Origin of the sequence: Neisseria arctica (assembly GCF_022870905.1) — a bacterium.
GTDB lineage: Bacteria > Pseudomonadota > Gammaproteobacteria > Burkholderiales > Neisseriaceae > Neisseria > Neisseria arctica.
Genome location: NZ_CP091510.1, coordinates 2,093,043 through 2,116,781, shown reverse-complemented (window position 1 = coordinate 2,116,781; position 23,739 = coordinate 2,093,043). Strand labels below are relative to the sequence as shown.

At 47.3% G+C, this 23,739-nt stretch carries 20 protein-coding genes; 14 read left to right on the top strand and 6 right to left on the bottom strand.

Annotated elements, in window-relative coordinates; genetic code table 11:
- Positions 1 to 23: 23 nt before the first annotated feature.
- The 8 genes from murD (at position 24) to ftsZ (ending at position 9,543) form a co-directional block, all read left to right on the top strand.
- Complete coding sequence (gene murD / locus LVJ86_RS09740) at positions 24 to 1,358, top strand: UDP-N-acetylmuramoyl-L-alanine--D-glutamate ligase (RefSeq protein WP_047760968.1); 1,335 nt, start codon at positions 24 to 26, stop codon at positions 1,356 to 1,358.
- Between the two features lie 66 nt (positions 1,359 to 1,424).
- A complete protein-coding gene (gene ftsW, locus LVJ86_RS09735) occupies positions 1,425 to 2,585 on the top strand; it encodes a putative lipid II flippase FtsW (RefSeq protein ID WP_047760945.1) in 1,161 nt (386 codons plus the stop codon).
- Positions 2,586 to 2,592: 7 nt separating this feature from the next.
- Positions 2,593 to 3,660 carry an undecaprenyldiphospho-muramoylpentapeptide beta-N-acetylglucosaminyltransferase gene (gene murG / locus LVJ86_RS09730; RefSeq protein WP_047760944.1) on the top strand — a complete coding sequence of 356 codons (1,068 nt, stop codon included), beginning with the start codon at positions 2,593 to 2,595 and terminating at the stop codon, positions 3,658 to 3,660.
- A gap of 171 nt (positions 3,661 to 3,831) precedes the next feature.
- The gene (gene murC, locus LVJ86_RS09725; protein WP_047760943.1) at positions 3,832 to 5,229 is read left to right on the top strand and encodes a UDP-N-acetylmuramate--L-alanine ligase; all 1,398 of its coding nucleotides are present in this window, start codon (positions 3,832 to 3,834) and stop codon (positions 5,227 to 5,229) included.
- Positions 5,230 to 5,307: 78 nt separating this feature from the next.
- Positions 5,308 to 6,219 carry a D-alanine--D-alanine ligase gene (locus LVJ86_RS09720; protein ID WP_047760942.1) on the top strand — a complete coding sequence of 304 codons (912 nt, stop codon included), beginning with the start codon at positions 5,308 to 5,310 and terminating at the stop codon, positions 6,217 to 6,219.
- Positions 6,209 to 6,949 carry a cell division protein FtsQ/DivIB gene (locus LVJ86_RS09715; protein ID WP_047760941.1) on the top strand — a complete coding sequence of 247 codons (741 nt, stop codon included), beginning with the start codon at positions 6,209 to 6,211 and terminating at the stop codon, positions 6,947 to 6,949. Before LVJ86_RS09720 ends, LVJ86_RS09715 begins: the two co-directional genes overlap by 11 nt.
- A gap of 21 nt (positions 6,950 to 6,970) precedes the next feature.
- Entirely contained in the window at positions 6,971 to 8,206 is a 1,236-nt protein-coding gene (gene ftsA, locus LVJ86_RS09710) for a cell division protein FtsA (RefSeq protein WP_047760940.1), read from the top strand.
- A 164-nt stretch (positions 8,207 to 8,370) separates the two neighbouring features.
- Positions 8,371 to 9,543: a cell division protein FtsZ gene (gene ftsZ, locus LVJ86_RS09705; RefSeq protein ID WP_047760939.1), complete on the top strand. Its 1,173-nt coding sequence runs from the start codon at positions 8,371 to 8,373 to the stop codon at positions 9,541 to 9,543.
- Between the two features lie 152 nt (positions 9,544 to 9,695).
- Here the strand turns inward: ftsZ and asd are convergent, their stop codons facing one another.
- A complete protein-coding gene (asd, locus tag LVJ86_RS09700) occupies positions 9,696 to 10,814 on the bottom strand; it encodes an aspartate-semialdehyde dehydrogenase (protein WP_047760938.1) in 1,119 nt (372 codons plus the stop codon).
- Positions 10,815 to 10,990: 176 nt separating this feature from the next.
- On the opposite strand from asd, the gene LVJ86_RS09695 reads away from it, so the two are divergent.
- Positions 10,991 to 11,572 carry an RDD family protein gene (locus LVJ86_RS09695; RefSeq protein WP_161796055.1) on the top strand — a complete coding sequence of 194 codons (582 nt, stop codon included), beginning with the start codon at positions 10,991 to 10,993 and terminating at the stop codon, positions 11,570 to 11,572.
- A gap of 317 nt (positions 11,573 to 11,889) precedes the next feature.
- Positions 11,890 to 12,954, top strand: coding sequence for a class II fructose-bisphosphate aldolase (gene fba / locus LVJ86_RS09690; protein ID WP_047760936.1), 1,065 nt, complete (start codon positions 11,890 to 11,892; stop codon positions 12,952 to 12,954).
- A 341-nt stretch (positions 12,955 to 13,295) separates the two neighbouring features.
- Here the strand turns inward: fba and LVJ86_RS09685 are convergent, their stop codons facing one another.
- A complete protein-coding gene (locus tag LVJ86_RS09685) occupies positions 13,296 to 14,609 on the bottom strand; it encodes an NCS2 family permease (RefSeq protein WP_047760935.1) in 1,314 nt (437 codons plus the stop codon).
- A 290-nt stretch (positions 14,610 to 14,899) separates the two neighbouring features.
- On the opposite strand from LVJ86_RS09685, the gene LVJ86_RS09680 reads away from it, so the two are divergent.
- On the top strand, positions 14,900 to 15,391 hold the full coding sequence (locus tag LVJ86_RS09680; protein ID WP_047760934.1) for a disulfide bond formation protein B: 492 nt from the start codon (positions 14,900 to 14,902) through the stop codon (positions 15,389 to 15,391).
- A 164-nt stretch (positions 15,392 to 15,555) separates the two neighbouring features.
- Here LVJ86_RS09680 and accC read toward each other — a convergent pair whose 3' ends face one another.
- Both accC and accB read right to left on the bottom strand, forming a co-directional pair.
- Positions 15,556 to 16,923, bottom strand: a complete 1,368-nt coding sequence (gene accC, locus LVJ86_RS09675; RefSeq protein ID WP_047760933.1) for an acetyl-CoA carboxylase biotin carboxylase subunit — start codon at positions 16,921 to 16,923, stop codon at positions 15,556 to 15,558.
- Between the two features lie 91 nt (positions 16,924 to 17,014).
- Entirely contained in the window at positions 17,015 to 17,473 is a 459-nt protein-coding gene (accB, locus tag LVJ86_RS09670) for an acetyl-CoA carboxylase biotin carboxyl carrier protein (RefSeq protein ID WP_047760932.1), read from the bottom strand.
- A 383-nt stretch (positions 17,474 to 17,856) separates the two neighbouring features.
- Here accB and queA point away from each other — a divergent pair, with 383 nt between their 5' ends.
- Together queA and LVJ86_RS09660 are read left to right on the top strand one after the other, a co-directional pair.
- Positions 17,857 to 18,882 (top strand): tRNA preQ1(34) S-adenosylmethionine ribosyltransferase-isomerase QueA, encoded by a 1,026-nt coding sequence (gene queA / locus LVJ86_RS09665; protein ID WP_047760931.1) that lies wholly within the window; start codon positions 17,857 to 17,859, stop codon positions 18,880 to 18,882.
- Positions 18,883 to 19,063: 181 nt separating this feature from the next.
- Positions 19,064 to 20,533: a protein adenylyltransferase SelO gene (locus LVJ86_RS09660; protein WP_047760930.1), complete on the top strand. Its 1,470-nt coding sequence runs from the start codon at positions 19,064 to 19,066 to the stop codon at positions 20,531 to 20,533.
- A 182-nt stretch (positions 20,534 to 20,715) separates the two neighbouring features.
- Here the strand turns inward: LVJ86_RS09660 and LVJ86_RS09655 are convergent, their stop codons facing one another.
- Together LVJ86_RS09655 and LVJ86_RS09650 are read right to left on the bottom strand one after the other, a co-directional pair.
- On the bottom strand, positions 20,716 to 21,888 hold the full coding sequence (locus LVJ86_RS09655) for an OmpA family protein (protein ID WP_047760929.1): 1,173 nt from the start codon (positions 21,886 to 21,888) through the stop codon (positions 20,716 to 20,718).
- A gap of 149 nt (positions 21,889 to 22,037) precedes the next feature.
- The gene (locus LVJ86_RS09650) at positions 22,038 to 22,670 is read right to left on the bottom strand and encodes an MBL fold metallo-hydrolase (RefSeq protein WP_047760928.1); all 633 of its coding nucleotides are present in this window, start codon (positions 22,668 to 22,670) and stop codon (positions 22,038 to 22,040) included.
- A 143-nt stretch (positions 22,671 to 22,813) separates the two neighbouring features.
- On the opposite strand from LVJ86_RS09650, the gene LVJ86_RS09645 reads away from it, so the two are divergent.
- Complete coding sequence (locus tag LVJ86_RS09645) at positions 22,814 to 23,653, top strand: DNA ligase (protein WP_414629257.1); 840 nt, start codon at positions 22,814 to 22,816, stop codon at positions 23,651 to 23,653.
- The last annotated feature ends 86 nt before the right edge of the window (positions 23,654 to 23,739 follow it).

Below are 23,739 nucleotides of genomic sequence, written 5' to 3'. Positions count from 1 at the left end.
GCCGTGACTATTGGCAAGAAATGATGAATTGGCAAGATAAAAAAGTATTGGTCGCCGGTATGGGCGGTTCAGGTGTTTCCATGTTGGCGTTTCTGCAAAAGGCAGGTGCTCAGGTAGCTGCTTATGATGCGGATTTGAGTGCCGAGCGTGAGGCGCAACTCAAAGCGCGTTTTCCCAACTTAGTGTGTTATAGCGGCAGCTTGAAAGATGCCTTGGCGTATGGTTTCGATGTGTTGGCGCTTAGCCCGGGCATTAGTGAGCGGCGCCCTGAAATAGATGCTTTCAAACAAGCGGGCGGGCATGTATTGGGTGATGTGGAAATTTTATCTGGCTTGTTGCAAGGGCGTAGCGACAAAGTAATCGCTATTACAGGCAGTAATGGTAAAACAACCGTTACCAGCTTGGTGGGGTATCTTTGCAGTAAATGCGGCTTGGATACGGTAGTGGCGGGAAATATCGGTACTCCTGTGCTGGAAGCGTATGTGGAGCGCGAAGGCCGCCCCGCTGATGTGTGGGTGTTGGAGCTTTCGAGTTTCCAACTGGAAAATACCGATCATCTGGATGCGGATGCCGCTGTGGTTTTGAATATTTCTGAAGACCATCTCGACCGTTACGATGATTTGCTTGACTATGCCCATGTCAAAGACAAAATTTTCCGCGGCAGCGGCGTACAGGTATTGAACGCAGATGATGCGATGTGCCGGGCTATGCGCCGGCAAGGGCGCGATGTACGTTGGTTTTCATTGTCATGCCGTACGGATTATTGGGTAGATGCAGGCCGTCTGAAAGCAGGAGATGAGGATCTGCTACCGTCTGCCGAGATTCCATTACAGGGCTTGCATAATGCCGCCAACGTACTTGCGGCTCTGGCCTTGTGCGAGGCTATCGGCTTACCGCGCGAACAATTGTTACAACATGTCCGAACCTTTCAAGGGCTACCCCATCGTGTTGAAAAAGTTGGTGAAAAAAACGGTATTACGTTTATAGACGATAGTAAAGGTACGAATGTCGGCGCTACTTGTGCGGCGATTGAAGGCTTGCAGAGTCCTATCGTATTAATTGCCGGCGGACAGGGGAAAGGGCAGGATTTCACTCCCTTGCGCAATGCTTTGAAAAATAAGGCGCGTGCGGTTTTGTTGATTGGTGAGGATGCTCCGCGTATCGAAGCCGATTTACAAGGTTGCGGAATGCCTTTATTGCATTGCCAAACATTGGAAGAAGCTACTTCCCGTGCTTACGGGTTGGCTGAGCAAGGCGATATCGTTTTACTCAGCCCGGCCTGTGCGAGCTTTGATATGTTTAAAGGCTACGCACACCGTGCCCAAGTATTCATTGAAGCGTTCAAATCGCTGGCCTAAGCTTTTTTCAGACGGCCTTTTGACCAAATGCAAGGCCGTCTGAATAGAAACACGATACTATTAAACATGATTACCGAATCCAAATTACTCGACCGGAAATTACTGAAAAACGGTCATAAAATCGATCAGTCCCTACTTTGGATGCTGGTGTTGATGCTGTCTTTCAGCTTGCTGATGATTTATTCCGCATCTGTTGCCTATGCGGAGCATGACGGCGGCAGCCAATGGTTTTATCTCTCGCGCCAAGCCATCTTTTTGGGTTTTGGTACGCTGTGCAGCTTAATGGCGGCTAAGGTTTCCATGGCAAGGTGGAAAAAATGGACACCGTGGATTTTGGTATTTAGTTTGTTTTTGCTGTTGCTGGTGCTATTTTTAGGACGGGAAATCAACGGTGCCAAACGGTGGATACATTTAGGCCCCATTAATTTACAACCTACCGAAATTTTTAAGCTGGCAATTATTCTTTATTTGGCGAGCTTTTTTACCCGTAAGGCGGAAATACTCAAACAATTCCGTAAAGTAATTTTTGCGGGTGTGCCGGTAGGTTTGGGTTTGGGCTTAATTTTGTTGGAACCGGACTTCGGTTCGGTTGTGGTGGTTACCGTAGTATCTTTGGGACTGTTGTTCTTGGCCGGTTTGCCGTGGAAATGGTTTTCGATGATGGTTGGAACCGGTTTGGTGAGTATGGCCGGTTTGATTATGGTGGCTCCTTATCGTGTGGCGAGGGTGACGGCTTTTTTGAATCCATGGGAAGACCCGTTGGGCAAAGGTTATCAGCTGACTCATTCGCTGATGGCAATTGCACGGGGCGAGTGGTTCGGTGTCGGACTCGGTTCGAGCTTGGAAAAACGCTTTTATTTGCCGGAGGCGCATACTGATTTTATTTTGGCCGTTATCGGCGAAGAGTTCGGTATGGTCGGTATTTGTGTGCTGATTTTCTGCTACGCTTGGTTGGTATGGCGCGCATTTTCGATAGGAAAGCAGGCGCGTGATTTGGATTTGTATTTCGGCGCATTTGTGGCAAAAGGTGTCGGTATCTGGTTAGGGATACAAAGTTTTTTTAATATAGGTGTGAATATCGGATTACTACCGACCAAAGGTTTGACATTGCCGTTGATGTCATACGGCGGTTCGGCGGTGATTGTGATGCTTGTCAGCATGACTTTGGTTTTGCGGGTAGATTATGAAAACCGCTTGAAAATGCGCGGCTATAAAGTACAAGGGTAAAAAAAACATGGTCGGAAAAACTTTTCTGTTGATGGCCGGCGGCACGGGCGGGCATATTTTCCCGGCATTGGCCGTAGCCGAGGCTTTACGCGAACGCGGGCATCATGTGGTTTGGCTGGGCAGCGAAGGTGCAATGGAAACACATATCGTACCCAAGCATGATATTCTGTTGGAGACATTGGCGATTAAAGGCGTGCGCGGTAATGGTTGGAAACGTAAGCTGATGTTGCCGTTTACCTTGTTGAAAACTGTTCAAGCAGCTACCAAAATTTTAAAAAAACACCGTGTAGATGCAGTGATCGGTTTTGGTGGTTTTGTTACCTTTCCCGGTGGAGTAGCCGCCAAGCTGGCGGGGATTCCGATTGTGATTCACGAGCAAAACGCTATAGCAGGCATGGCCAATAAGCAGCTTTCACGTTGGGCGCGGCGTGTATTGTATGCTTTTCCTAAAGCTTTTGATAATGCCGACGGTCTGGTTGGTAACCCGGTGCGCGCCGATATTGCTAACCTTTCCGCACCCGCCGAACGCTTCGCAGGCCGACAAGGCCGTCTGAAAATATTGGTGATGGGCGGTAGCTTGGGTGCCGATATCCTCAATCAAATGCTGCCCCAAGCCTTGGCATTGCTGCCGGAGGAACGCCGCCCGCAAATGTATCATCAGTCGGGACGCAACAAGCTTGGAAACTTACAAGCCGAGTATGATAAATTAGGCGTGGATGCCGAATGTATCGAATTCATCGATGATATGGTAGCTGCCTATCGTGATGCCGATTTGGTGATTTGCCGTTCGGGAGCACTAACGATTGCAGAGCTTACTGCTGCCGGAGTCGGTGCTTTATTGGTACCGTATCCGCACGCGGTAGATGATCATCAAACCGCAAATGCGCGGTTTATGGTGCAGGCTGAAGCCGGATTACTTTTGCCCCAATCGCAGCTGACTGCAGCGGGTTTGGCTGAAGTAATCGATAGTTTGAGCCGTGAGAAATGCTTGGTATGGGCAGAAAATGCCCGTACGCTGGCTTTGCCGAATAGTGCGGATGATGTGGCTGATATTGCCATTTCAACTACATTATAAGACTTCGGAAACAGAAAAGAATTTACATATACGGGCATGGCGCATCTTACCGGTCGCCTTTACAATAAACGGTTTGATTATATGTACCTGAAGGCCGTCTGAACACAACAAAAAGCGGCTGTTGTTTAGTAAGAAAGAAAACGCAGCGGTTTGCTGCACAGAAGATAGAGTATGATGAAAAACAGAGTAAAAAATATCCATTTTGTCGGCATCGGCGGATCAGGTATGAGCGGTATTGCCGAAGTACTGCATAATCTCGGATTTAACGTTTCAGGTTCAGACCAAGCTCAAAGTGCGGTAACCCGTCATTTGAGCAGCCTCGGTATCCAAGTATACCCCGGTCATACTGCAGAGCATGTTGCCAATGCCGATGTAGTCGTCACTTCTACTGCGGTAAAAAACGATAATCCTGAAGTGGTATCGGCTCACGAACGCAAAATTCCTGTCATTCCGCGTGCATTGATGTTGGCAGAGCTCATGCGTTTTCGTGATGGTATCGCTATTGCCGGTACGCACGGTAAAACCACAACCACCAGTTTGACTGCTTCGATTTTGGCTGCTGCAGGATTAGACCCTACATTCGTTATCGGCGGCAAACTGACCGCCGCAGGCAGTAATGCCCGTTTGGGAAAGGGTGAGTACATTGTTGCAGAAGCGGATGAATCCGATGCTTCATTCCTACACCTGACCCCCGTGATGTCGGTAGTGACCAATATCGATACCGACCATATGGATACTTACGACCATAGTGTCGATAAGTTGCATCAGGCATTCATCACTTTTATCCATCGCATGCCTTTTTACGGTAAGGCATTTTTATGTATAGACAGTGAACATGTACGCGCTATTTTGCCTCATGTCAGCAAACCTTTCGCTACTTATGGTTTGGATAGCAGTGCTGATATTTATGCAACCGATGTCTGCACCGACGGTGCGCAAATGCGGTTTACCGTGCATGTGAACAGTGAAGGCATCGAGCCGTTTGAAGTGGTGTTGAATATGCCCGGCCGCCATAATGTATTAAATGCCTTGGCGGCCATCGGTGTGGCTTTGGAAGTTGGTGCGCCGGTCGAGGCTATTCAGCAGGGTTTGCTCGGTTTTGCCGGTGTAGGCCGCCGCTTCCAAAGTTACGGTAACATTAATTTACCCAAAGGCGGGCAGGCGTTGATTATTGATGACTACGGTCATCATCCCGTTGAAATGGCTGCTACTTTAGCTGCTGCCAGAGGAGCTTATCCTGACAAAAGGTTGGTGCTGGTATTCCAACCGCACCGCTATACCCGTACCCGTGATTTGTTTGAAGACTTCGTAAACGTATTGAGCACGGTTGATAGTTTGGTATTGACCGAAGTCTATTCGGCGGGCGAAGAACCGATTGTCGCTGCCGACAGCCGTGCCTTGGCGCGGGCCATACGGGTTTTGGGGAAATTGGAACCGATTTACTGTGAAGACCTCAACATGTTGCCGCAAACATTGCTGAATGTTCTACAAGACGGCGATGTCGTACTGACCATGGGCGCTGGCAGTATCAATAAAACCGCACAGGCTTTGGTAGATCAAACCAAATAACGTCGTGGTAGTTATAAAATTGAGAAGGCGGTTGTCCAACAGTGAGGCCGTCTGCAAAACAGCAGGAAAGAAACATAGATGCAAAATTTCGGTAAAGTAGCCGTATTGATGGGCGGATTTTCGGCTGAGCGCGAAGTGTCGCTGAACAGTGGTGCGGCAATTGTCAAAGCCTTGCAAAGCAAAGGAATAGACGCCCATCCGTTTGATCCCAAACATGAAGATATTATGCAGTTGAAAGCCTTGGGTTTTCAGACGGCCTTTAATACGCTGCACGGTACCTACGGTGAGGATGGTACGGTACAAGGCGTTTTGGAGGCGCTAGGGGTGCCTTATACCGGTTGCGGCGTTGCCGCTTCATCTATCGGGATGGACAAATACCGTACCAAACTGATTTGGAAGGCATTAGGATTGCCTGTACCTGAGTTCGCTGTTTTGCATGATGACAGTGATTTCGAAGCCATAGAGAGCGAGCTGGGTTTGCCTTTGTTTGTCAAACCCGCCGTAGAAGGTAGTAGCATCGGAGTTGTCAAAGTTAAGGAAGCCGGTGCTCTCAAAAGTGCATATGAATCAGTAAAACACTTACATGGCGAAATTTTGGCCGAGCGTTTTATCGGTGGCGGGGAATACACTTGCGGTGTATTGGGTCGTACCGCATTACCGAGTATCCGTATTATTCCGGCTACCGAATTTTACGATTATGAAGCCAAATACAATCGTGACGATACCGTTTACCAATGCCCTTCTGATTTAAGCGAAAAAGACGAAACCCTGATGAGAAATTTGGCTGTGCGTGCCTTCGATGCGATAGGCGGCCAAGGATGGGGGCGCGTGGATTTTCTAAGAGATACTGATGGAAAGTTATATCTTTTAGAAATCAATACCTTGCCGGGAATGACCAGCCATAGTTTAGTGCCGAAAGCAGCGGCTCAAAGCGGCTTGAGCTTTGCCGATTTATGTGTTGAAATTTTAAAGACTGCTCATGTGGGATAATGCAAGCGCCATGCGGCGTATCACCCGCTGGCTACTCACACTTGTCGTACTGATGTTGTTGGGTGCCGGCGGCGTGTGGCTTTACAACTCGCCCTATCTGCCGATTAAGCAAGTAAAGATAGAGGGGGAGCTCAAGTATACCGGCGGTAAAGAATTACAGACTATTGCCCAACAATATATCCGCGGCAATATTTTGAAAGCCGATTTAAACGGAGCGCGTGAGGCTTTTGAAAAATTACCATGGATAGCATCGGCACAGGTTCGCCGGAAAATACCCGATACGGTGGAAATATCCTTAGTAGAACGTGTGCCCGTAGCACGCTGGAAAGATTCGGCTTTGGTAGATTCCGAAGGTAATATTTTTAAAGCACCCAGTGATGAAGTATTTCCCGAGTTTGACGGGCAGCCCGGTCATGCTAAAGATATGGTTACCCATTATCAACACTTCAAATCATTGCTGGCTCCCTTAAATCTTAAGATTACCAAGCTCGAATATACGGCGCGCTCGGCGTGGTCGTTGGTGTTGGATAATGGTATCAGCATACGTTTGGGACGTGAAAATGAAAACGAGAGATTGCAGCGTTTTGCCCGGTTGTGGCCGGATTTGCTGAAAAGCCAGCAAAACAGATTGGATTATGTAGACATGCGTTACAAAGACGGCTTTGCCGTACGCATGCGTGAAGCAGAAGAAGATATGCCGTCTGAAACTGCTGCGGAAGATCAACAGTAAACAAATAATGAATGGAATATCATGGTAAAAGGCAAATATATCAGCGCACTTGATATCGGAACATCAAAAGTTATCGCACTTATCGGTGAAGTTCAAGATGACAACGAAATCCACATCGTCGGCTTGGGACAAGCGCCTTCACGCGGTCTGAAAGCCGGTATGGTGACCAATATCGATGCTACCGCCCAAGCCATTAAGCAAGCCATGAATGAGGCCGAATTGATGGCAGACTGTAAGGTTGACAGCGTTACTACGGGTATTGCAGGAAACCATATTCGCAGTTTGAACTCCCAAGGCGTAGTGAAAATTAAAGACGGCGAAGTAACCCAAGCCGATATCGACCGTGCTATCGAAACCGCTAAGGCTGTTAATATTCCGCCGGACCATAATATTCTCCATACTGTTGTACAAGAGTATATTATTGATAACCAACCCGGTGTCAAAGAACCCATCGGTATGAGCGGCGTACGCTTGGATACCCGAGTACACATCATTACGGGTGCGATTACCGCATTGCAAAACATTCAAAAGTGTGTTAACCGTTGCGGCCTGCACATGGATCAGATTATGTTGCAACCGCTGGCTAGCGGCCAGGCGGTTTTGACGGAAGACGAAAAAGATTTGGGTGTCTGCGTGATTGATATCGGCGGCGGCACAACCGATATTGCGGTTTATACCAACGGTGCTATCCGTCATACAGCGGTGATTCCGGTAGCGGGTGATTTGATTACCAAAGATTTGGCTCAGGCGCTCCGCACCCCGCACAATGCGGCTGAATACATAAAAATCCATCACGGCGTAGCAATTGCCACGATGGATGGTTTGGATGAAATGATCGAAGTGCCGAGCGTAGGAGACCGCCAGCCGCGCCAAATTTCACGCCGTGTACTCGCCAGTGTTATCGGACCGCGTGTAGAGGAAATTCTGGAGTTAACTTTAAATGAGTTGCGCCGCAGCGGATTCCCTGAAGAGGTGTTAACTTCAGGTGTTGTTCTGACGGGCGGGGCATCTTTGCTGACCGGCATAGTTGATTTGGCCGAAGATGTGTTTAATTTGCCTGCACGTATCGGCGTACCTCAAGAAATGGGCGGGGTGTCCGAGCGCATCCGTAACCCGCGCTATGCGACGGCTATCGGCTTGCTTCAAGCAGCACGTGGTGATGTTTACGGCAGCACTGTCAGCGGTAGCGTAGCGGTGAAGGAACCGGGTGAAAGCCTGTTGGTCAAAATCAAAGAATGGTTGCGCAATAACTTTTAATCTTTCATTTCTGGGATTTCATAGGCCGTCTGAAATCAAATGGCTCGAGGAAAAAGGTAAAAATAAATCAGCTTTTACTTTTTTACAAAAAAATCCTCTATAATGAAAGAGATTAATATATGTTTGAAATGTTGTCCTGAAGCAGGGCGCAGAGGAGCTTTAACATGGAATTGGTTTACGATGTAGTAGAGTCTGCAGCGAGCCCTGCGGTCATCAAAGTAATCGGTATCGGCGGCGGCGGTTGTAATGCAATCAATAATATGATTGAGAACACCGTTCAAGGTGTCGAATTTATCAGTGCGAATACAGATGCTCAAGCGTTGGGCAAGAACAATGCCGCTAAGCGCATCCAGTTGGGTGTAAATTTGACCCGCGGCTTGGGTGCCGGTGCCAATCCCGAAATCGGCCGTGCGGCAGCCCAAGAAGACCGTGAAGCGATTGCTGATGCCATTCGCGGTGCCAATATGTTGTTTATCACTACCGGTATGGGCGGCGGTACCGGTACCGGTGCGGCACCGGTCGTTGCGGAAATTGCCAAAGAACTGGGTATTTTGACTGTGGCGGTAGTAACCCGTCCTTTCGGCCATGAAGGCAAGCGCATCAATATCGCCCAAGAGGGTTTGGATCATCTTAAGAGCCAGGTGGATTCACTGATTGTGATTCCGAACGATAAGCTTATGACTGCTTTGGGTGAGGATGTTACTGTGCGTGAAGCATTCCGTGCGGCCGATAACGTATTACGTGATGCGGTTGCCGGTATTTCCGAGGTGGTAACCCGCCCGGGCTTCATCAACCTTGACTTTGCCGACGTGAAAAACGTGATGAGCATTATGGGTATGGCTATGATGGGATCGGGTTTTGCACAAGGTATTGACCGTGCACGTTTGGCAACGGAGCAAGCCATTTCCAGCCCGTTGTTGGATGATGTGACTCTCGACGGCGCACGCGGTGTATTGGTGAATATTACGACCGCTCCGGGCTGTTTGAAAATGTCTGAGTATCGTGAAATTATGCAGGTGGTCGATGAATACGCCCACCCCGAAGCAGAGCGTAAATATGGTACTGCTGAAGATGAAGCCATGGAAGAAGGCGATATCCGAGTTACCATTATCGCTACCGGTTTGAAAGAACACCAGTCTGCTTCCAATACCAATAATTTGCGCATGGTGAAAAACCAGCACGCAACCGGTACGGACGATGGTTTCCCCAATATTGACAGCGTGATTGTTTCCGGCCGCAAGGCGCGTAGTATGAATCTGGCAGCATCGGACTTTTCAAATCAGTCTGTATTGGATGATTTTGAAATTCCAGCCGTATTACGCCGACAAGCCGATTAAATCTAAATCAATTGGTTCCAGTAAAAAGGCCCGTAATAGAATAATTACGGGCTTTTTGTTTTACATAGCAAAAGTTTTATGTGGGGAAAATAAAAAAGCAACGGTTAGATGCCCGTTGCTTTTCAGACGGCCTCTTATTTGAGAGGTTGATTTTAGTTTAAATTACCCAATACGATTCGTAACATGCGGCGGAGAGGTTCTGCAGCACCCCACAGCAATTGATCGCCTACGGTAAATGCGCTGATATATTCACCGCCCATTCCCATTTTTCGGATACGGCCTACCGGAACGCTCAAAGTACCGGTTACTTTTGCAGGGGTAAGTTCATTCATACTGGCTTCTTTTTGGTTGGGGATGACTTTTACCCAGTCATTGGCTGAAGCAAGCAGTTTTTCGATTTCTTCAACTGGCAAATCTTTTTTCAATTTTAAAGTGATGGCTTGGCTGTGGCAACGCATGGCACCAACGCGGACACATAACCCGTCAATCACTATAGGATTGGCACTGCGGCCAAGGATTTTGTTGGTTTCTACACCGCCTTTCCATTCTTCCTTAGATTGGCCATTGCCTAAATCCGCATCAATCCAAGGAATCAGGCTGCCGGCCAGAGGTACGCCGAAATTGGTTTTCGGATAATTTTCGCTACGCAAAAAGTCGCTGACTTTTCGGTCGATATTAAGGATGGCGCTGGCGGGGTCAGCCAGCTCTTTAGATACTTCGCTGTTAATCGCGCCCATGCCTTCAATCAGCTCGCGCATGTTTTTAGCACCGGCTCCGGATGCGGCTTGATAAGTCATGCTGGTAGCCCATTCTACCAAATCGTTTTGGAAGAGCCCGCCTAAAGCCATCAGCATCAGGGAAACGGTACAATTGCCGCCGATATAGTTTTTCACACCATTTTTCAATGCTTCGTCAATGACGTTGCGGTTGACAGGGTCGAGAATAATCACTGCATCGTCATTCATTCGTAATGATGATGCGGCATCAATCCAATAACCGTGCCAGCCGCTATCACGTAGGGGTTGGAAAACAGATTTAGTGTAATCGCCGCCTTGGCAGGTTACGATAATATCCATTTTAGCCAGTTCGGAAATATTGTTGGCATCAAGGAGTTTTTTCTCTGTTTGTCCAAAGTCGGGAGCATCGCCGCCGACATTTGAAGTAGTAAAGAATACGGCCTCGGGAATATGGGCGAAGTCGTTTTCTTCTTGCATACGCTGCATCAGCACGGAACCTACCATGCCGCGCCAGCCTACGAAACCTACTTTCATGTATTTTCTCCTTAAAAAAGATTTGATGATAGAATAATACGATATTAAGGAAAGATTTTTAACCCTATAGGGTAAAATGTAAAGTGATTTATTGCTATTGATAATAAAATGTTGTAAATCATATGGGTATATTTTTTATATTTTAATTGTATGTGGGGGTAACAATGAATACGGATATGCAATCAAACACTATGTGGCATAGTGATGAGGTTGAAGTTGTTATTGCTTCGCCAGGTAGCCGTATTGCCGCTTATTTATTGAATTTGTTGTTTTCTATCGTGGCTTATTTGCCATTATTATTTTTTGTTTTGTGGCCTTTGATGACCAATGATTGGAATGCTACGGAAAATGTAGATATTAATTGGTTGAGTCCCGGTGTTTTGGGAGGTTTTGCTATATTGCTTATCTATGGTGTCTGGCAGCTTTGGATGATGGGCAAACATGGTCAGTCATTGGGCAAGCGGGTAATGAATATTCGCGTATTAAAAAAAGACGGCAGTAACCCCGGTTTTATCGGTACGGTTTTGATGCGCGAAGTAGTCTACAATCTTTTGCTGGCTGTAGTTGCGCTGGTTTTTGCGTTTTTAATTGTTTTGGTGTTAGGTGCCGATATGGGAGAAGCTGAGAGTGTGGGCAACCTGATTTCTTTTGCCGCGTCCGTAGCTTGTTTTGTGATGTTGTTTAATAAAGACAAAGACCGCCGTACTTTGCAGGATTATGTGGCCGGTACGGTCGTGGTACAGTTGCCTAAAAAGTAGTACGGGTAATATTACAGATTGATGGAATACATTGGTATTGCCAAAGGGCCGTCTGAAAATTCAGACGGCTTTTTTAATATCAAAGTGGTGCTGAAGAAAGAAAATCCTCAACCTTGGTATCCATAAAGTTTTTATTTATGGCTCTAATTATCTTGAAAAGATGGTTTTTAGGCAAAATTATGCTGGAAATAGGGATAAAACCGTTTGGTCAATGTTAATGACCTTGCAGTGAATATGCTTCAAAAAAGATGACAGAAGCTGCTATAATCGCCACTGGTTTTCAATTACATCTGATTACAGTTTGAGGAGCTTCTATTATGGCACTTGTATCAATGCGCCAACTTTTGGATCATGCGGCAGAAAACCATTACGGTTTACCGGCATTCAATGTTAATAACCTAGAGCAGATGCGTGCCATTATGGAAGCGGCAGATGCGGTTAATGCTCCGGTAATCGTTCAGGCTAGTGCAGGAGCGCGTAAATATGCCGGCGCTCCTTTTTTACGCCATTTGATTTTGGCGGCAGTCGAAGAATTTCCACATATTCCGGTGGTTATGCACCAAGACCACGGTACTTCTCCGGATGTGTGTCAACGTTCTATCCAGCTGGGATTCAGTTCGGTGATGATGGACGGTTCGCTTAAGAGCGATGGAAAAACACCGGCATCTTATGAATATAATGTTGAAGTAACCCGCAAGGTAGTTGAGTTTTCTCATGCTTGCGGCGTGTCGGTAGAAGGTGAAATCGGTGTACTCGGCAATTTGGAAACCGGTAAGGCTGGTGAAGAAGACGGTATCGGTGCTGAAGGCGTATTGGATCACAGCCAAATGTTGACCAGCGTGGAAGAAGCGGCGCAATTTGTGAAAGACACCGGTGTGGATGCTCTGGCTATCGCTATCGGTACCAGCCATGGTGCGTATAAATTCAGCCGCAAACCTACCGGAGATGTTTTGCGTATTGACCGTATTAAAGAAATTCACGAACGTTTGCCTAATACGCATTTGGTAATGCACGGCTCAAGCTCTGTGCCGCAAGAATGGCTGCAAATTATCAACCAATATGGTGGTGCGATTGGCGAAACCTATGGCGTTCCGGTAGAGGAAATCGTAGAAGGCATTAAACACGGTGTTCGTAAAGTAAATATTGATACTGATTTGCGGTTGGCCTCTACGGGTGCTATCCGTAAATTTATGGCTGAAAACCCTGCGGAATTCGATCCCCGTAAGTATTTGGCCAAATCGGTTGAAGCAATGAAACAAGTGTGTATTGATCGTTATGTTGCTTTCGGTTGTGAAGGACAGGCAAGTAAGATTAAGCCGATTTCATTGGAAAAAATGGCCGAAAAGTATGCTAAAGGCGAATTGGCTCAGATCATTAAATAATGACAGCTATATTTGATGATGGTCATTTACTAAGATAGAAAAATAAAACCGAACCTGCAGATGAAGGTTCGGTTTTATTTTTTAGCAAAGAATATTTTGGAAGCATGTTTGCTATTGTACGGTATTCGTCACTTACAATAAGCCTGTTTTCAGACGGCCTTTATCAAATTGGATATATTGTTTGTTGAGGAATTGGGGCATTATGATTTTTAATACATAAATCAATGCCGTCTGAAACATTTATCAGACGGCATTGATTTATTTCTAGGTGCGAATACCATGCATTGAGCAGTAAAAGAACAATCCCCTAAACAGTACACAAAATGTTTAGGGGAAGACAGTTATGCACCTAAAAACCAGAATTTGGCAGCCCATAATACGGCTACGATCCAAACCATCGGTGGTACTTCTTTGGCGCGTCCGCACAATAATTTAATGGCTGCATAGCTGATAAAGCCCATGGCGATACCGTCTGCAATCGAGTAAGAAAAGGGCATAAATACGATCGTGAGAAACGCCGGAGCGGCTTCTGTCATATCATCCCAATTGATTTCGGTAGCACTGCGCAGCATATGTACGCCTACATAGAGTAAGGCTGGTGCGGTAGCAAAGGCGGGAACACTTTGCGCCAGCGGAGAAAACCACAAGCAGGCAAGCATCAGAATGCCAACGGTAATGGCGGTTAGCCCCGTACGGCCACCTGCGGCTACACCGGATGCACTTTCGATATAGGGTGTAGTAGAAGAGGTACCCAGTGCGGCGCCGGAAACAATAGCTGTCGAGTCAGCCAGCAAAGCTCGTTTTAAACGAGGCAGCTTACCGTCTTTCAACAAGCCGGCACGATGGGAAACACCTACTAAAGTACCGGTACTGTCGAACAAGTCAACCAAAAAGAAAACAAAAATCACGCTGAGCATGCTGACGGTAAATAAACCGTTGAAATCCATCTGCATGAAAGTAGGTGCGATACTGGGTACACTGCCAATGATACCTTTGAATTCACTTAAATCCAAAAAGATAGCGATTGCGGTGATGGCGAGAATAGAGAGAATAATAGCGCCGCGTACACGGTAGTGTTCTAACACGATAATCATTAGAAAACCAAGCATGGCCAAGAGGGCGGCAGGGTTATGAATATCGCCCATACCTACCAATGTGGCAGGGTTGTCGACAATAATGCCTGCGCTTTTTAGTGCGATCAATGCCAAAAAGAGGCCGATACCGGCAGCGATAGACATTTTCAGCGACATTGGTAAAGCATTTACCAAGGCTTCGCGGATCTTAAACAGACTGAAGAAAATAAAAATGATACCGGATACGAAAACAGCTCCTAGGGCGATTTGCCAAGGTACTCCCATACCTTTTACGACGGCGTAGGTGAAATAAGCATTCAAGCCCATGCCGGGTGCCAATGCAATCGGATAGTTGGCCAGGCCGCCCATCACAAAACAGCCGATGGCAGAGGCAATACAGGTGGCAACGAATACCGCACCCATATCCATACCCGCATCCGATAAAATTAGAGGGTTGATGATGATGATGTAGCACATGGTCAAGAATGTGGTTAAACCGGCAAGCAGTTCCGTGCGTACGGTGCTGCCGTTTGCCTTTATCTTGAACCATTTCTCAAGAAGACTGGTATTTGGGTTTTCCATGATAACATTCGTGAAGTTAAGTAAATGAGCCGCGCTATTATAGCGGTTTTATGCCGAGTTTTCCGAGAAGTGTCAACAATTTCTATAGGGATTTGATAATGTGTGGTTTTTCTGTTTTATATCGCTCGGGTAAAAGTGGGGTGGTTGGCAGTAGGCAAGGTAGTTGTATGTTGCTGTAAAATCGCTAGCTTGGATATCGTTAACCGATTTATACTGGAAAGAATTCTTATTCGTATCATTTCAGATGGCTTTTGTTTGATCAGATATTATCTATTTTGCTTTGAGTTCCTATGAATATATTTCGTAAAACCCTTTGGGGGATCGTTTTACTTTCGTTGTTAACGGCTGTAGGATCATTTTTTTCCCAATATGTACTCGGCTTGAATCCGTGTGTACTATGCATTTTGCAGCGCGTATCTGTGCTGGCTGTCGGCATAGTTACTTTATTGGCGGCCTGTTCTGCACAACGCAAACCGATGGCGCGTACATTGAGTGCATTATTTGTAAGTATTCCGGCGGTATATGGGGCTGGTGTAGCTGTTTATCAGATGTGGCTGCAAAGCCTCCCGCCGGGTACTGCTCCTGCTTGCGGTGCACCGTGGACGTTCCGTTTACGTGATTGGCCTTTATTCGATATTTGGGAACCGGTTGTACGTGGTTTTGGAGATTGTGCCGTACCTGATTACTTTTTAGGTGTTCCGTTACCGGTATGGAGCATATTGTATTTTGCTTTTGTGTTGCTGCTGGTATGGGGTGCATGGTGGAAGAGTCGCCGGATATAGTTCCAATATCTTGAAGGTTTGATTGAATTGGTGCAGGTTTGATTCGTGTTGATTTTATCCTGCTGCTTGCTTTGTGGGCTGCCGCTTGACGAACCTACTTCTGTATATGGAAATACCGTCTGAAATAAAATTCAGACGGTATTTATTATCGATGTTAAAAAAGCTTATGCTTTTTCAGCAAGTTTCGCTGCACGCGCTTCCAACCATTTTTCCAAATAGTGGATGCTTACACCGCCTTTTTGAAAGCCGGGATCGGCAAAAAGATCACGATGTAAGGCAGCATTGGTTTTAATGCCCGTAATGGCCAGTTCCGCCATAGCAACACGCATTTTAGCCATTGCTTGCTCACGGGTTTTGCCATGTACACAGATCTTTCCAATTAGGCTGTCATAATTCGGCGGGATACGGTAGCCTTGATAGATATGACTGTCAACACGGACACCAAGGCCGCCGGGCAGATGGCAGCTTTCGATTAAGCCAGGACTCGGGATGAAGTTATAGGGATCTTCGGCATTAATACGGCATTCGAAAGCATGACCTTCCAATACGATGTCGCTTTGTGTGTATTGTAGGGGCAGGCCGCTGGCAACGCGGATTTGCTCTTGCACAATGTCTACGCCGCTGATTAGCTCGGTTACCGGATGCTCTACCTGTACGCGGGTGTTCATCTCGATAAAGAAAAACTCGCCGTCTTCATACAGAAATTCGAAAGTACCCGCACCGCGGTAGCCGATGCGCTTACAAGCGGCTACGCAGGCTTCGCCGATTTTTTCGCGTTCTGCTTGGGTGATACCCGGAGCAGGAGCTTCTTCGATTACTTTTTGGTGGCGGCGTTGCATTGAGCAGTCACGCTCACCCAAATAGATGGCATTGCCGTGTTCGTCGGCCAGCACTTGAATTTCAACGTGGCGGGGCTTTTGCAGGTAGCGTTCCATATAAACCATGGGGTTGCCAAAGGCAGCGCCAGCTTCGGTTTTTGTCATCTCAACCGATTTGAGCAGATCTTCTTTCTTTTCGACAACACGCATACCGCGGCCGCCACCGCCGCCCGAGGCTTTGATAATGACGGGAAAGCCGACTTTATCAGCGATTTTTAGGATTTCTGCATCGTTGTCGGGCAAAGCACCATCCGAACCGGGGACGCAAGGCACGCCGGCTTCAATCATGGCATGTTTGGCCGAAACTTTATCGCCCATCAAACGAATGGTGTCGGCACGGGGGCCGATGAAGACAAAGCCGGATTCTTCAACTTGTTCGGCAAAGCTGGCATTCTCAGCCAAAAAGCCATAACCCGGGTGGATGGCATCCGCGCCGGTAACTTCTGCGGCGGAAATCAGAGCGGGAATATTCAGATAGCTTTGCGGTGAGGGTGCAGGGCCGATACATACTGATTCATCGGCCAGTTTGACATGCAGGCTGTCTTTATCGGCTTCGGAATGCACGGCCACGGTGGCGATGCCCATCTCGCGGCACGCACGCAATACGCGTAAGGCGATTTCGCCACGGTTGGCAATCAAAACTTTTTTCAACATAGCGGTTTCTTTTCAGAAAAGGTTCCGAACAGTTTTTCAGACGGCCTTTCAATGTACGGATTATTCCGGGCATAGGCCGTCTGAAAGGTGGTTATTCGATGATGAACAGCGGTTCGCCGTATTCCACGGGTTGACCGTTTTCCACCAAAATTTCTTTGATAACGCCGGATTTTTCGGCTTCGATTTCGTTCATCAGTTTCATGGCTTCGATGATGCACAAGGTGTCGCCGGCTTTCACGCTTTGTCCTACTTCAACAAAAGCGGGTGACGTTGGGCTTGGAGCGCGATAGAAAGTGCCGACCATCGGTGATTTTTGTGCTGCACTCAAATCGGCGGCAGGAGCAGCTGATGAGGCAGTCGCGGCGGGTACGGCAGGTACAGAAACGGCTACCGGGGCGGCCTGTACGGGCGCAGGAGCAGCGTAAACGGGCTGTTGGGCGGCTAAAGAGCGGGTGATGCGTACTTTTTCTTCACCTTCGGTAACTTCGATTTCGGCAATACCTGATTCTTCCACCAAATCGATCAGTTTTTTCAGTTTGCGTAAGTCCATGTTGTGATCCTTTGAAAAAGACGGAAGCGTCTGGGCGCTTGGGTCGTGATATATAGCAGGTCCGTGGGCGGCAGCTTGGCTGTCCGAGCGGAGTGCTTTTAAGAAATCCTCTGAGTAGCAGATGAGTTTTTATGTGTATTCTGATGCGGCATTTTCGCTAACTTACCGTTAAATGTCCAGTAAATTGTCAAAAAAAGGGAGTTTTGGTCGATAAAATGACGGTTGTCGAGAGTGTGTAAAATATGACGGAAACGTTAAGAGCTTTTATTCTAAAGGCTTTTGGCGGCTATCCGGTTGTCGGTTGGGATAAATGTAGTGATTCGGTGTATTGTTTAAATTCCGCTATAATTATCTAATTTATTTTCTGATAAAACGGTTCATCCATGCATATCAATGATTTCGACTTCGATTTGCCCGATGCCCTGATTGCCCAGCATCCGCCGGAGGTGCGCGGCAGCAGCCGCTTGTTGGAGGCTTTTCCCGGGCAACCTCTGAGAGACTTGCGTTTTGCAGATCTGGCATCTTTGGTATCGGCTGGGGATGTTTTGGTATTTAATAACACCAAGGTGATGAAAGCGCGTCTGTTCGGGCAAAAAGCCAGCGGCGGTAAAATCGAGGCTCTGGTTGAGCGGGTGATAGACGGGCACACGGCTTTGGCCCATATCCGCTCTTCAAAATCGCCTAAGCCGGGTACGGAGTTGCAGTTTGAAGGTGGAATTACCGCCACTATGCTGGCTCGAGAGGGAGAATTGTTTTGTTTGCGCTTTGATGGTGATGCAGATATTTACGAGCTTTTGGAGAAAAACGGCCGTTTGCCGCTACCTCCCTATATTGAGCGGGCAGCCGATGATAATGACGACAGCCGTTATCAAACGGTTTATGCCAAATATCAGGGTGCGGTTGCCGCACCGACTGCAGGCCTGCATTTTACTGAGGCTTTATTAGATGGATTGAAGAACAAAGGCGTGAATATTGGAGAAGTTACGCTGCATGTAGGGGCGGGTACATTTCAGCCGGTTCGGGTCGAAAACATAGCTGAACATAAAATGCACAGCGAGTGGTTTGAAGTGCCGTCTGAAACGGTGGCTGCGATAGAGGCTGCCAAAGCGGCAGGAAAGAGGGTGTGGGCGGTAGGAACGACTTCTATGCGTGCCCTTGAATCTGCCGCCAGAGCGACAGGCTGTTTACAGGCCGGGCGGGGCGATACCGATATTTTTATCACGCCCGGTTACCGTTTTAATGTCGTAGATTGTTTGGTAACCAATTTTCATCTTCCTAAGTCGACCTTATTGATGTTGGTGAGCGCATTTTCAGGAACGGAGCATATCCGTAATGTGTATCGCCATGCGATTGAGCAGGAGTACCGCTTTTTCAGCTACGGTGATGCCATGGTGTTGGGGAGGGCATAAAAGAGTTCGCTATATTTGCATCAAACTCTTGTTTTAGTGGTTCGGATAATTTGTCTGTTTTTTCGGTAGGCGGCAGTAAGTTGTGCTAAGCTGATGAGCATACCTATTTATGATCACTTCGCTTGGATTGGGGCTGCATTTTGCTGTCTTTTACCGGTGATATTTGCGCACAGGAAACCATATGCTTTCCCATATGCCGTTTTTACAAGAACCTGAGTTTGCCCGCTTGCCTTCGGGTTTCTATACCCGTGTCCGCTCCGAACTGTTGACCTCGCCCTATTGGATTGCCCGTAATGAGGGCTTGGCAGAGGAAATCAACATGCCGTCTGAAATGTTTTCAGACGGCATGTTGGCATATTTAAGCGGTAGTGCGGATGTTTACCGGCCAGTTCCTTTGGCTTCTGTATACAGCGGCCACCAGTTTGGTGTTTATGTGCGTCAATTGGGAGACGGCCGCGCCATGTTGCTGGGCGACTGGATAGATGGGAGCGGCAAACGTTGGGAGTGGCAGCTCAAAGGCGCCGGGAGAACACCATATTCCCGCTTTGCAGACGGTAGGGCGGTTTTACGGTCGTCAATCCGTGAATATTTGTGTTCTGAAGCCATGCACGGTTTGGGTATTCCCACAACGCGCGCTCTTGCACTCATTGGCAGCCCCGACCCCGTGTACCGTGAAGAGGAGGAAACCGCAGCCGTGGTGACGCGTGTGGCTCCCAGTTTTATCCGCTTTGGTCATTTCGAATATATGTATCACAGCGGCCGCCATGAAAACCTGCAACCTTTGGCTGATTTTCTGATTGATAACCACTTCCCGGAATGCCGTGAAGCAGATAATCCTTATTTCGCCTTGTTCCAAATAATCAGCCGTCGAACCGCTGAATTGGTAGCAGCTTGGCAAAGTGTGGGGTTTTGTCATGGCGTATTGAATACCGATAATATGTCGGCTTTAGGGTTGACTATTGATTACGGGCCGTTTGGCTTTTTAGATGCTTATGACCGTCGTCATATCTGCAACCATTCCGATCATAGCGGGCGTTACGCCTACAACGAGCAGCCTTATGTAGTACATTGGAACTTGTCGCGTTTGGCTTCATGCCTGTTACCGTTGGTGTCGGAAAGTGCATTGATAGACGAATTGGAACATTTCCCCGATATATACCGTGCCGCTTATTTGAAAAGAATGCGCGCTAAACTCGGCTTGCAAACAGAGCAAAAAGGTGATGAAGAGCTGGTATCGGATATGTTTAATGCCTTACAGAGCCGTAAAGTTGATTTCACACTTTATTTCCGCCGTTTGGCAGATGTAGGCAATGTGCATGGAGAGCCGTTGCCGGCCGGGTTAATGGAGTTGTTTCACGGCTCGACCGAATCGTTTATTGCTTGGATAGGGCGTTATCGGGGGCGGTTGCGTGCGGAAAACAGTGAGCCGAAAGTGCGTAAAGTGCAAATGGATGCTGTGAATCCATTGTATGTATTGCGGAATTATTTATTGGAGCAGGCGATAGTGCAGGCAAAAAATGGTGATTTTCGTGAAATCGAACGGTTATACCGTTGCATGCGCCATCCGTTCACTGAGCAAAAAGAATTTGCCGATTTTGCCGAGTTGCCGCCGGATTGGGCCGGTGGAATTTGTGTGAGTTGTTCAAGCTAAAATTAAAAATAAGTTTGAAAACCGGATTTGGCGGATGATGTGGTTTTTTGATGAGGTTAACAGCCGAGATATCGAATTCATTTTTTACGTCAGCCGCCCTAGTCTGTTGTTTAAAAAACCTTATCAAAAATAAATAAAAAAAACCGACTGCATATATGCAGTCGGTTTTTCAGACTTTTTTATTAACCTTCTACCGTTACTTCTACGCGACGGCCTTCTACATCATTGCCAATCGCACCGGTTGTATTTTCAGGTTTACGCAGCTCAATCTTATCGGCACTTACACCTTGGGCTTCAAAGAAAGCTTTGACTGCAGCGGCACGGTTTTTCGACAATTCTTCATTAGCGGCGGCATCACCAGTGCTATCGGCAAAGCCACTAATAACCAGTTTTTTGCCTTCTTTACCGGCATTGATAACATCAGCTACGATGGTTTCGGCCCCTTCTGCGATATCAGTTTTGCCGGTAGCAAAGAAGAACTTAGCTACGCCTTCTTCATAAGTAACGCGTGCATGGTCTGCAATAGGAGCAGCGGTAACGGGCTCTGATGCAACAGCCGGCTCAGAAGCGGCAGGAGCTTCTGATGCGCTTGAAGCAGCTGCTTCAGAGGCTGCCGGCAGAGTTGTCGGCGCAGAGGGCTGTTCGTTATTGGCACTGCAATTTTTCAGGGCAAATGCGGCTAAAACTGCTGCTATGCCCAAGATAATCCATTTGCCGATACCGGAACTTTTAGCTGCCGCCGCAGTGGTTGCGGTTGCAGCAGCACTGATGCCGCCCAAGCTTCCGGCCATATTGGATAAGCCGCCGAACAAACCGCTCAGGCTGCTGATTCCCAAAGCAGACAGCATGTTGCTGCTTAATGCTTGAGACAACCAGCCTTGCTGTTGGCCGAGTAAGCCTAAAATTTGGTTTGAATTTAAACCGTTGGTTTGAACGTGGCCGCGTAGTGCGGATAATACCAAAGGTAGTGCCAAAGAAAGAAGCGAGCCTGCAGAGGCTTTTGATACGCCGCTTTCTTGAGAAATCTGATCTGCCACATCGGCAGCATTGCCGCCTAAAAGGTTGGGCAGCAGGCTTTTGCCCAAGTCAATCAGTGAGCCGAGATTACTACCTTCGGCTGCTTGGGAAACCGCTCCGGTGAGTTGTTTGCCAGCATCGCCTTTAATCAGGTCGAACAAGCCGGAGGCATTGGAAGGGTTGCCGCTGATATTTTTAATCAAACCGGCTACGATGGCGGGAATCGCTAAGCTTGCGGCTTTGCTGCTGCTGTCGGCGGCTTCGCCGTTGTTGCCTAAAAATTGACTTAATACATTACCTAATTGGCTTTGCAACAAATTACCCAAATCGAGAGACATACTTGCTCCTTAAATTATTTTTTTTACTATTTTCAAACAGCCTGCTTTGGCAGGCTTTGTACACACATGTACAACTTGCATACTATATCAGCGCATCGGTTGTATAGTAGATGAAAGGTAAACTTAATTTTTTTTTACAGTTTGCATACTTATAAATACGGATTGTGTCGTTTTTCATGTCCGATAGTAGTTGTTCTTCCGTGTCCGGGGATGACGTTGGTGTTTTCCGGTAAGACAAATAGTTTTTCACGGATATTGGTAATGAGATCCGTATGGTTGCCGCGAGGAAAATCGGTTCTGCCTATGCTTTCATAAAACAACACGTCTCCGGCTATCAGCAGGCCGGCTTGCTCGCAGTAAAAAACAACATGACCGGGTGTATGGCCGGGAACATGCAGTACGGTGAAACAATATGCACCTACTTTTAATATTTCGCCTTCGCTCAACCAGCGAGTCGGAGTGAATGAAGGCGAAACAGGAAAGCCGAATTCGGCCGTGCGTTGGGGCAGTTGTTCCAACAAAAACAAATCGTCTTGATGCGGCCCCAGTACCGGTACTTCATGTTCTTGCAAAAAAGCCACTACACCGCCCGCATGGTCAAGATGTCCGTGGGTTAGCCAAATCGCACGTAAATCCAATCCGCGTTTGGCAATTTTTTCCCGTATGAACGGTACGTCTCCGCCAACGTCGGTTAATACCGCCTCTTTGGTTTCATCATCCCAAATCAAACAGCAATTTTGCCTGAATGGGGTAACCGGCATGATTTCTATCTGTAACGACATAGTGTTGATTCCTTTAAATTCTTATATTTTCAGACAGCCTTTTGTGTTTTAGACCGATGAGATAATTCCAATCGATTATGCATATTACATTTTCAATTGGTTTATATTAGAATAATTACTTATATTATTATTTAAGGGGATAAATAGTGCGTTATATCTTACCTGCTTATGCTTTGGCTTTCATCTGTTTTCCCTTGGGACCTTCCCCCAATTTGCTGTTGGCACAAGAATTCAAAGGGCAGAATGTACAAGGTTGGGCAATGAGTGAAAAGCTTGACGGCGTGCGTGCTTATTGGGATGGCAAACGTCTTATCAGCAGGGGAGGTTATTCTTTTTCTCCGCCGACAGGTTTTACCCGTCATTTTCCTCCTTACCCGCTGGATGGCGAACTTTACAGCGGCCGCGAGCGTTTTGAGCAGATTTCGGCGACCGTGCGCTCCGCACATGCAGATTGGCACGATATCAAACTTCATGTATTTGATGTACCCAAAGCGGAGGGTAATCTTTATCAGCGGTTGGCAGTGCTGCAACGTTGGCTTGATCGAAACCCGAAGGCACCGATTGTAGTGATTCGTCAAATTCCTGTTCGCAATAACGCTCATGCCCAAGCCTATTTAAAAGAAGTCGAATCGCTTGGCGGTGAAGGTGTGATGTTGCGAAATCCCAATCTGCCTTACCAAGGCGGACGCAGTAGTAACCTACTCAAACTAAAATCCGCACATGATGCGGAATGTACCGTTACCCGTCACCATGAAGGCCGAGGCAAATATGCGGGGATGCTGGGTGCCCTTGGCTGTAAAAACCATCTTGGCGAATTTAGAATCGGTAGCGGCTTTACAGATGCAGACCGCCAGAATCCGCCTCCTGTCGGCAGTTTGGTTACTTACCGTTATCGGGGGTTTACCAAAACAGGCACGCCGCGTTTCGCCACATATGTGCGTATCAGAAACGATAGCCCTAAAAAACCGCGCCAGATGAAATAAGCGAACCATATACAGTATCGTACCTAATGTAATGCCAAAGGCCGTCTGAAAGTTTCAGACGGCCTTTATCAAAAGGTGTGAGGGTT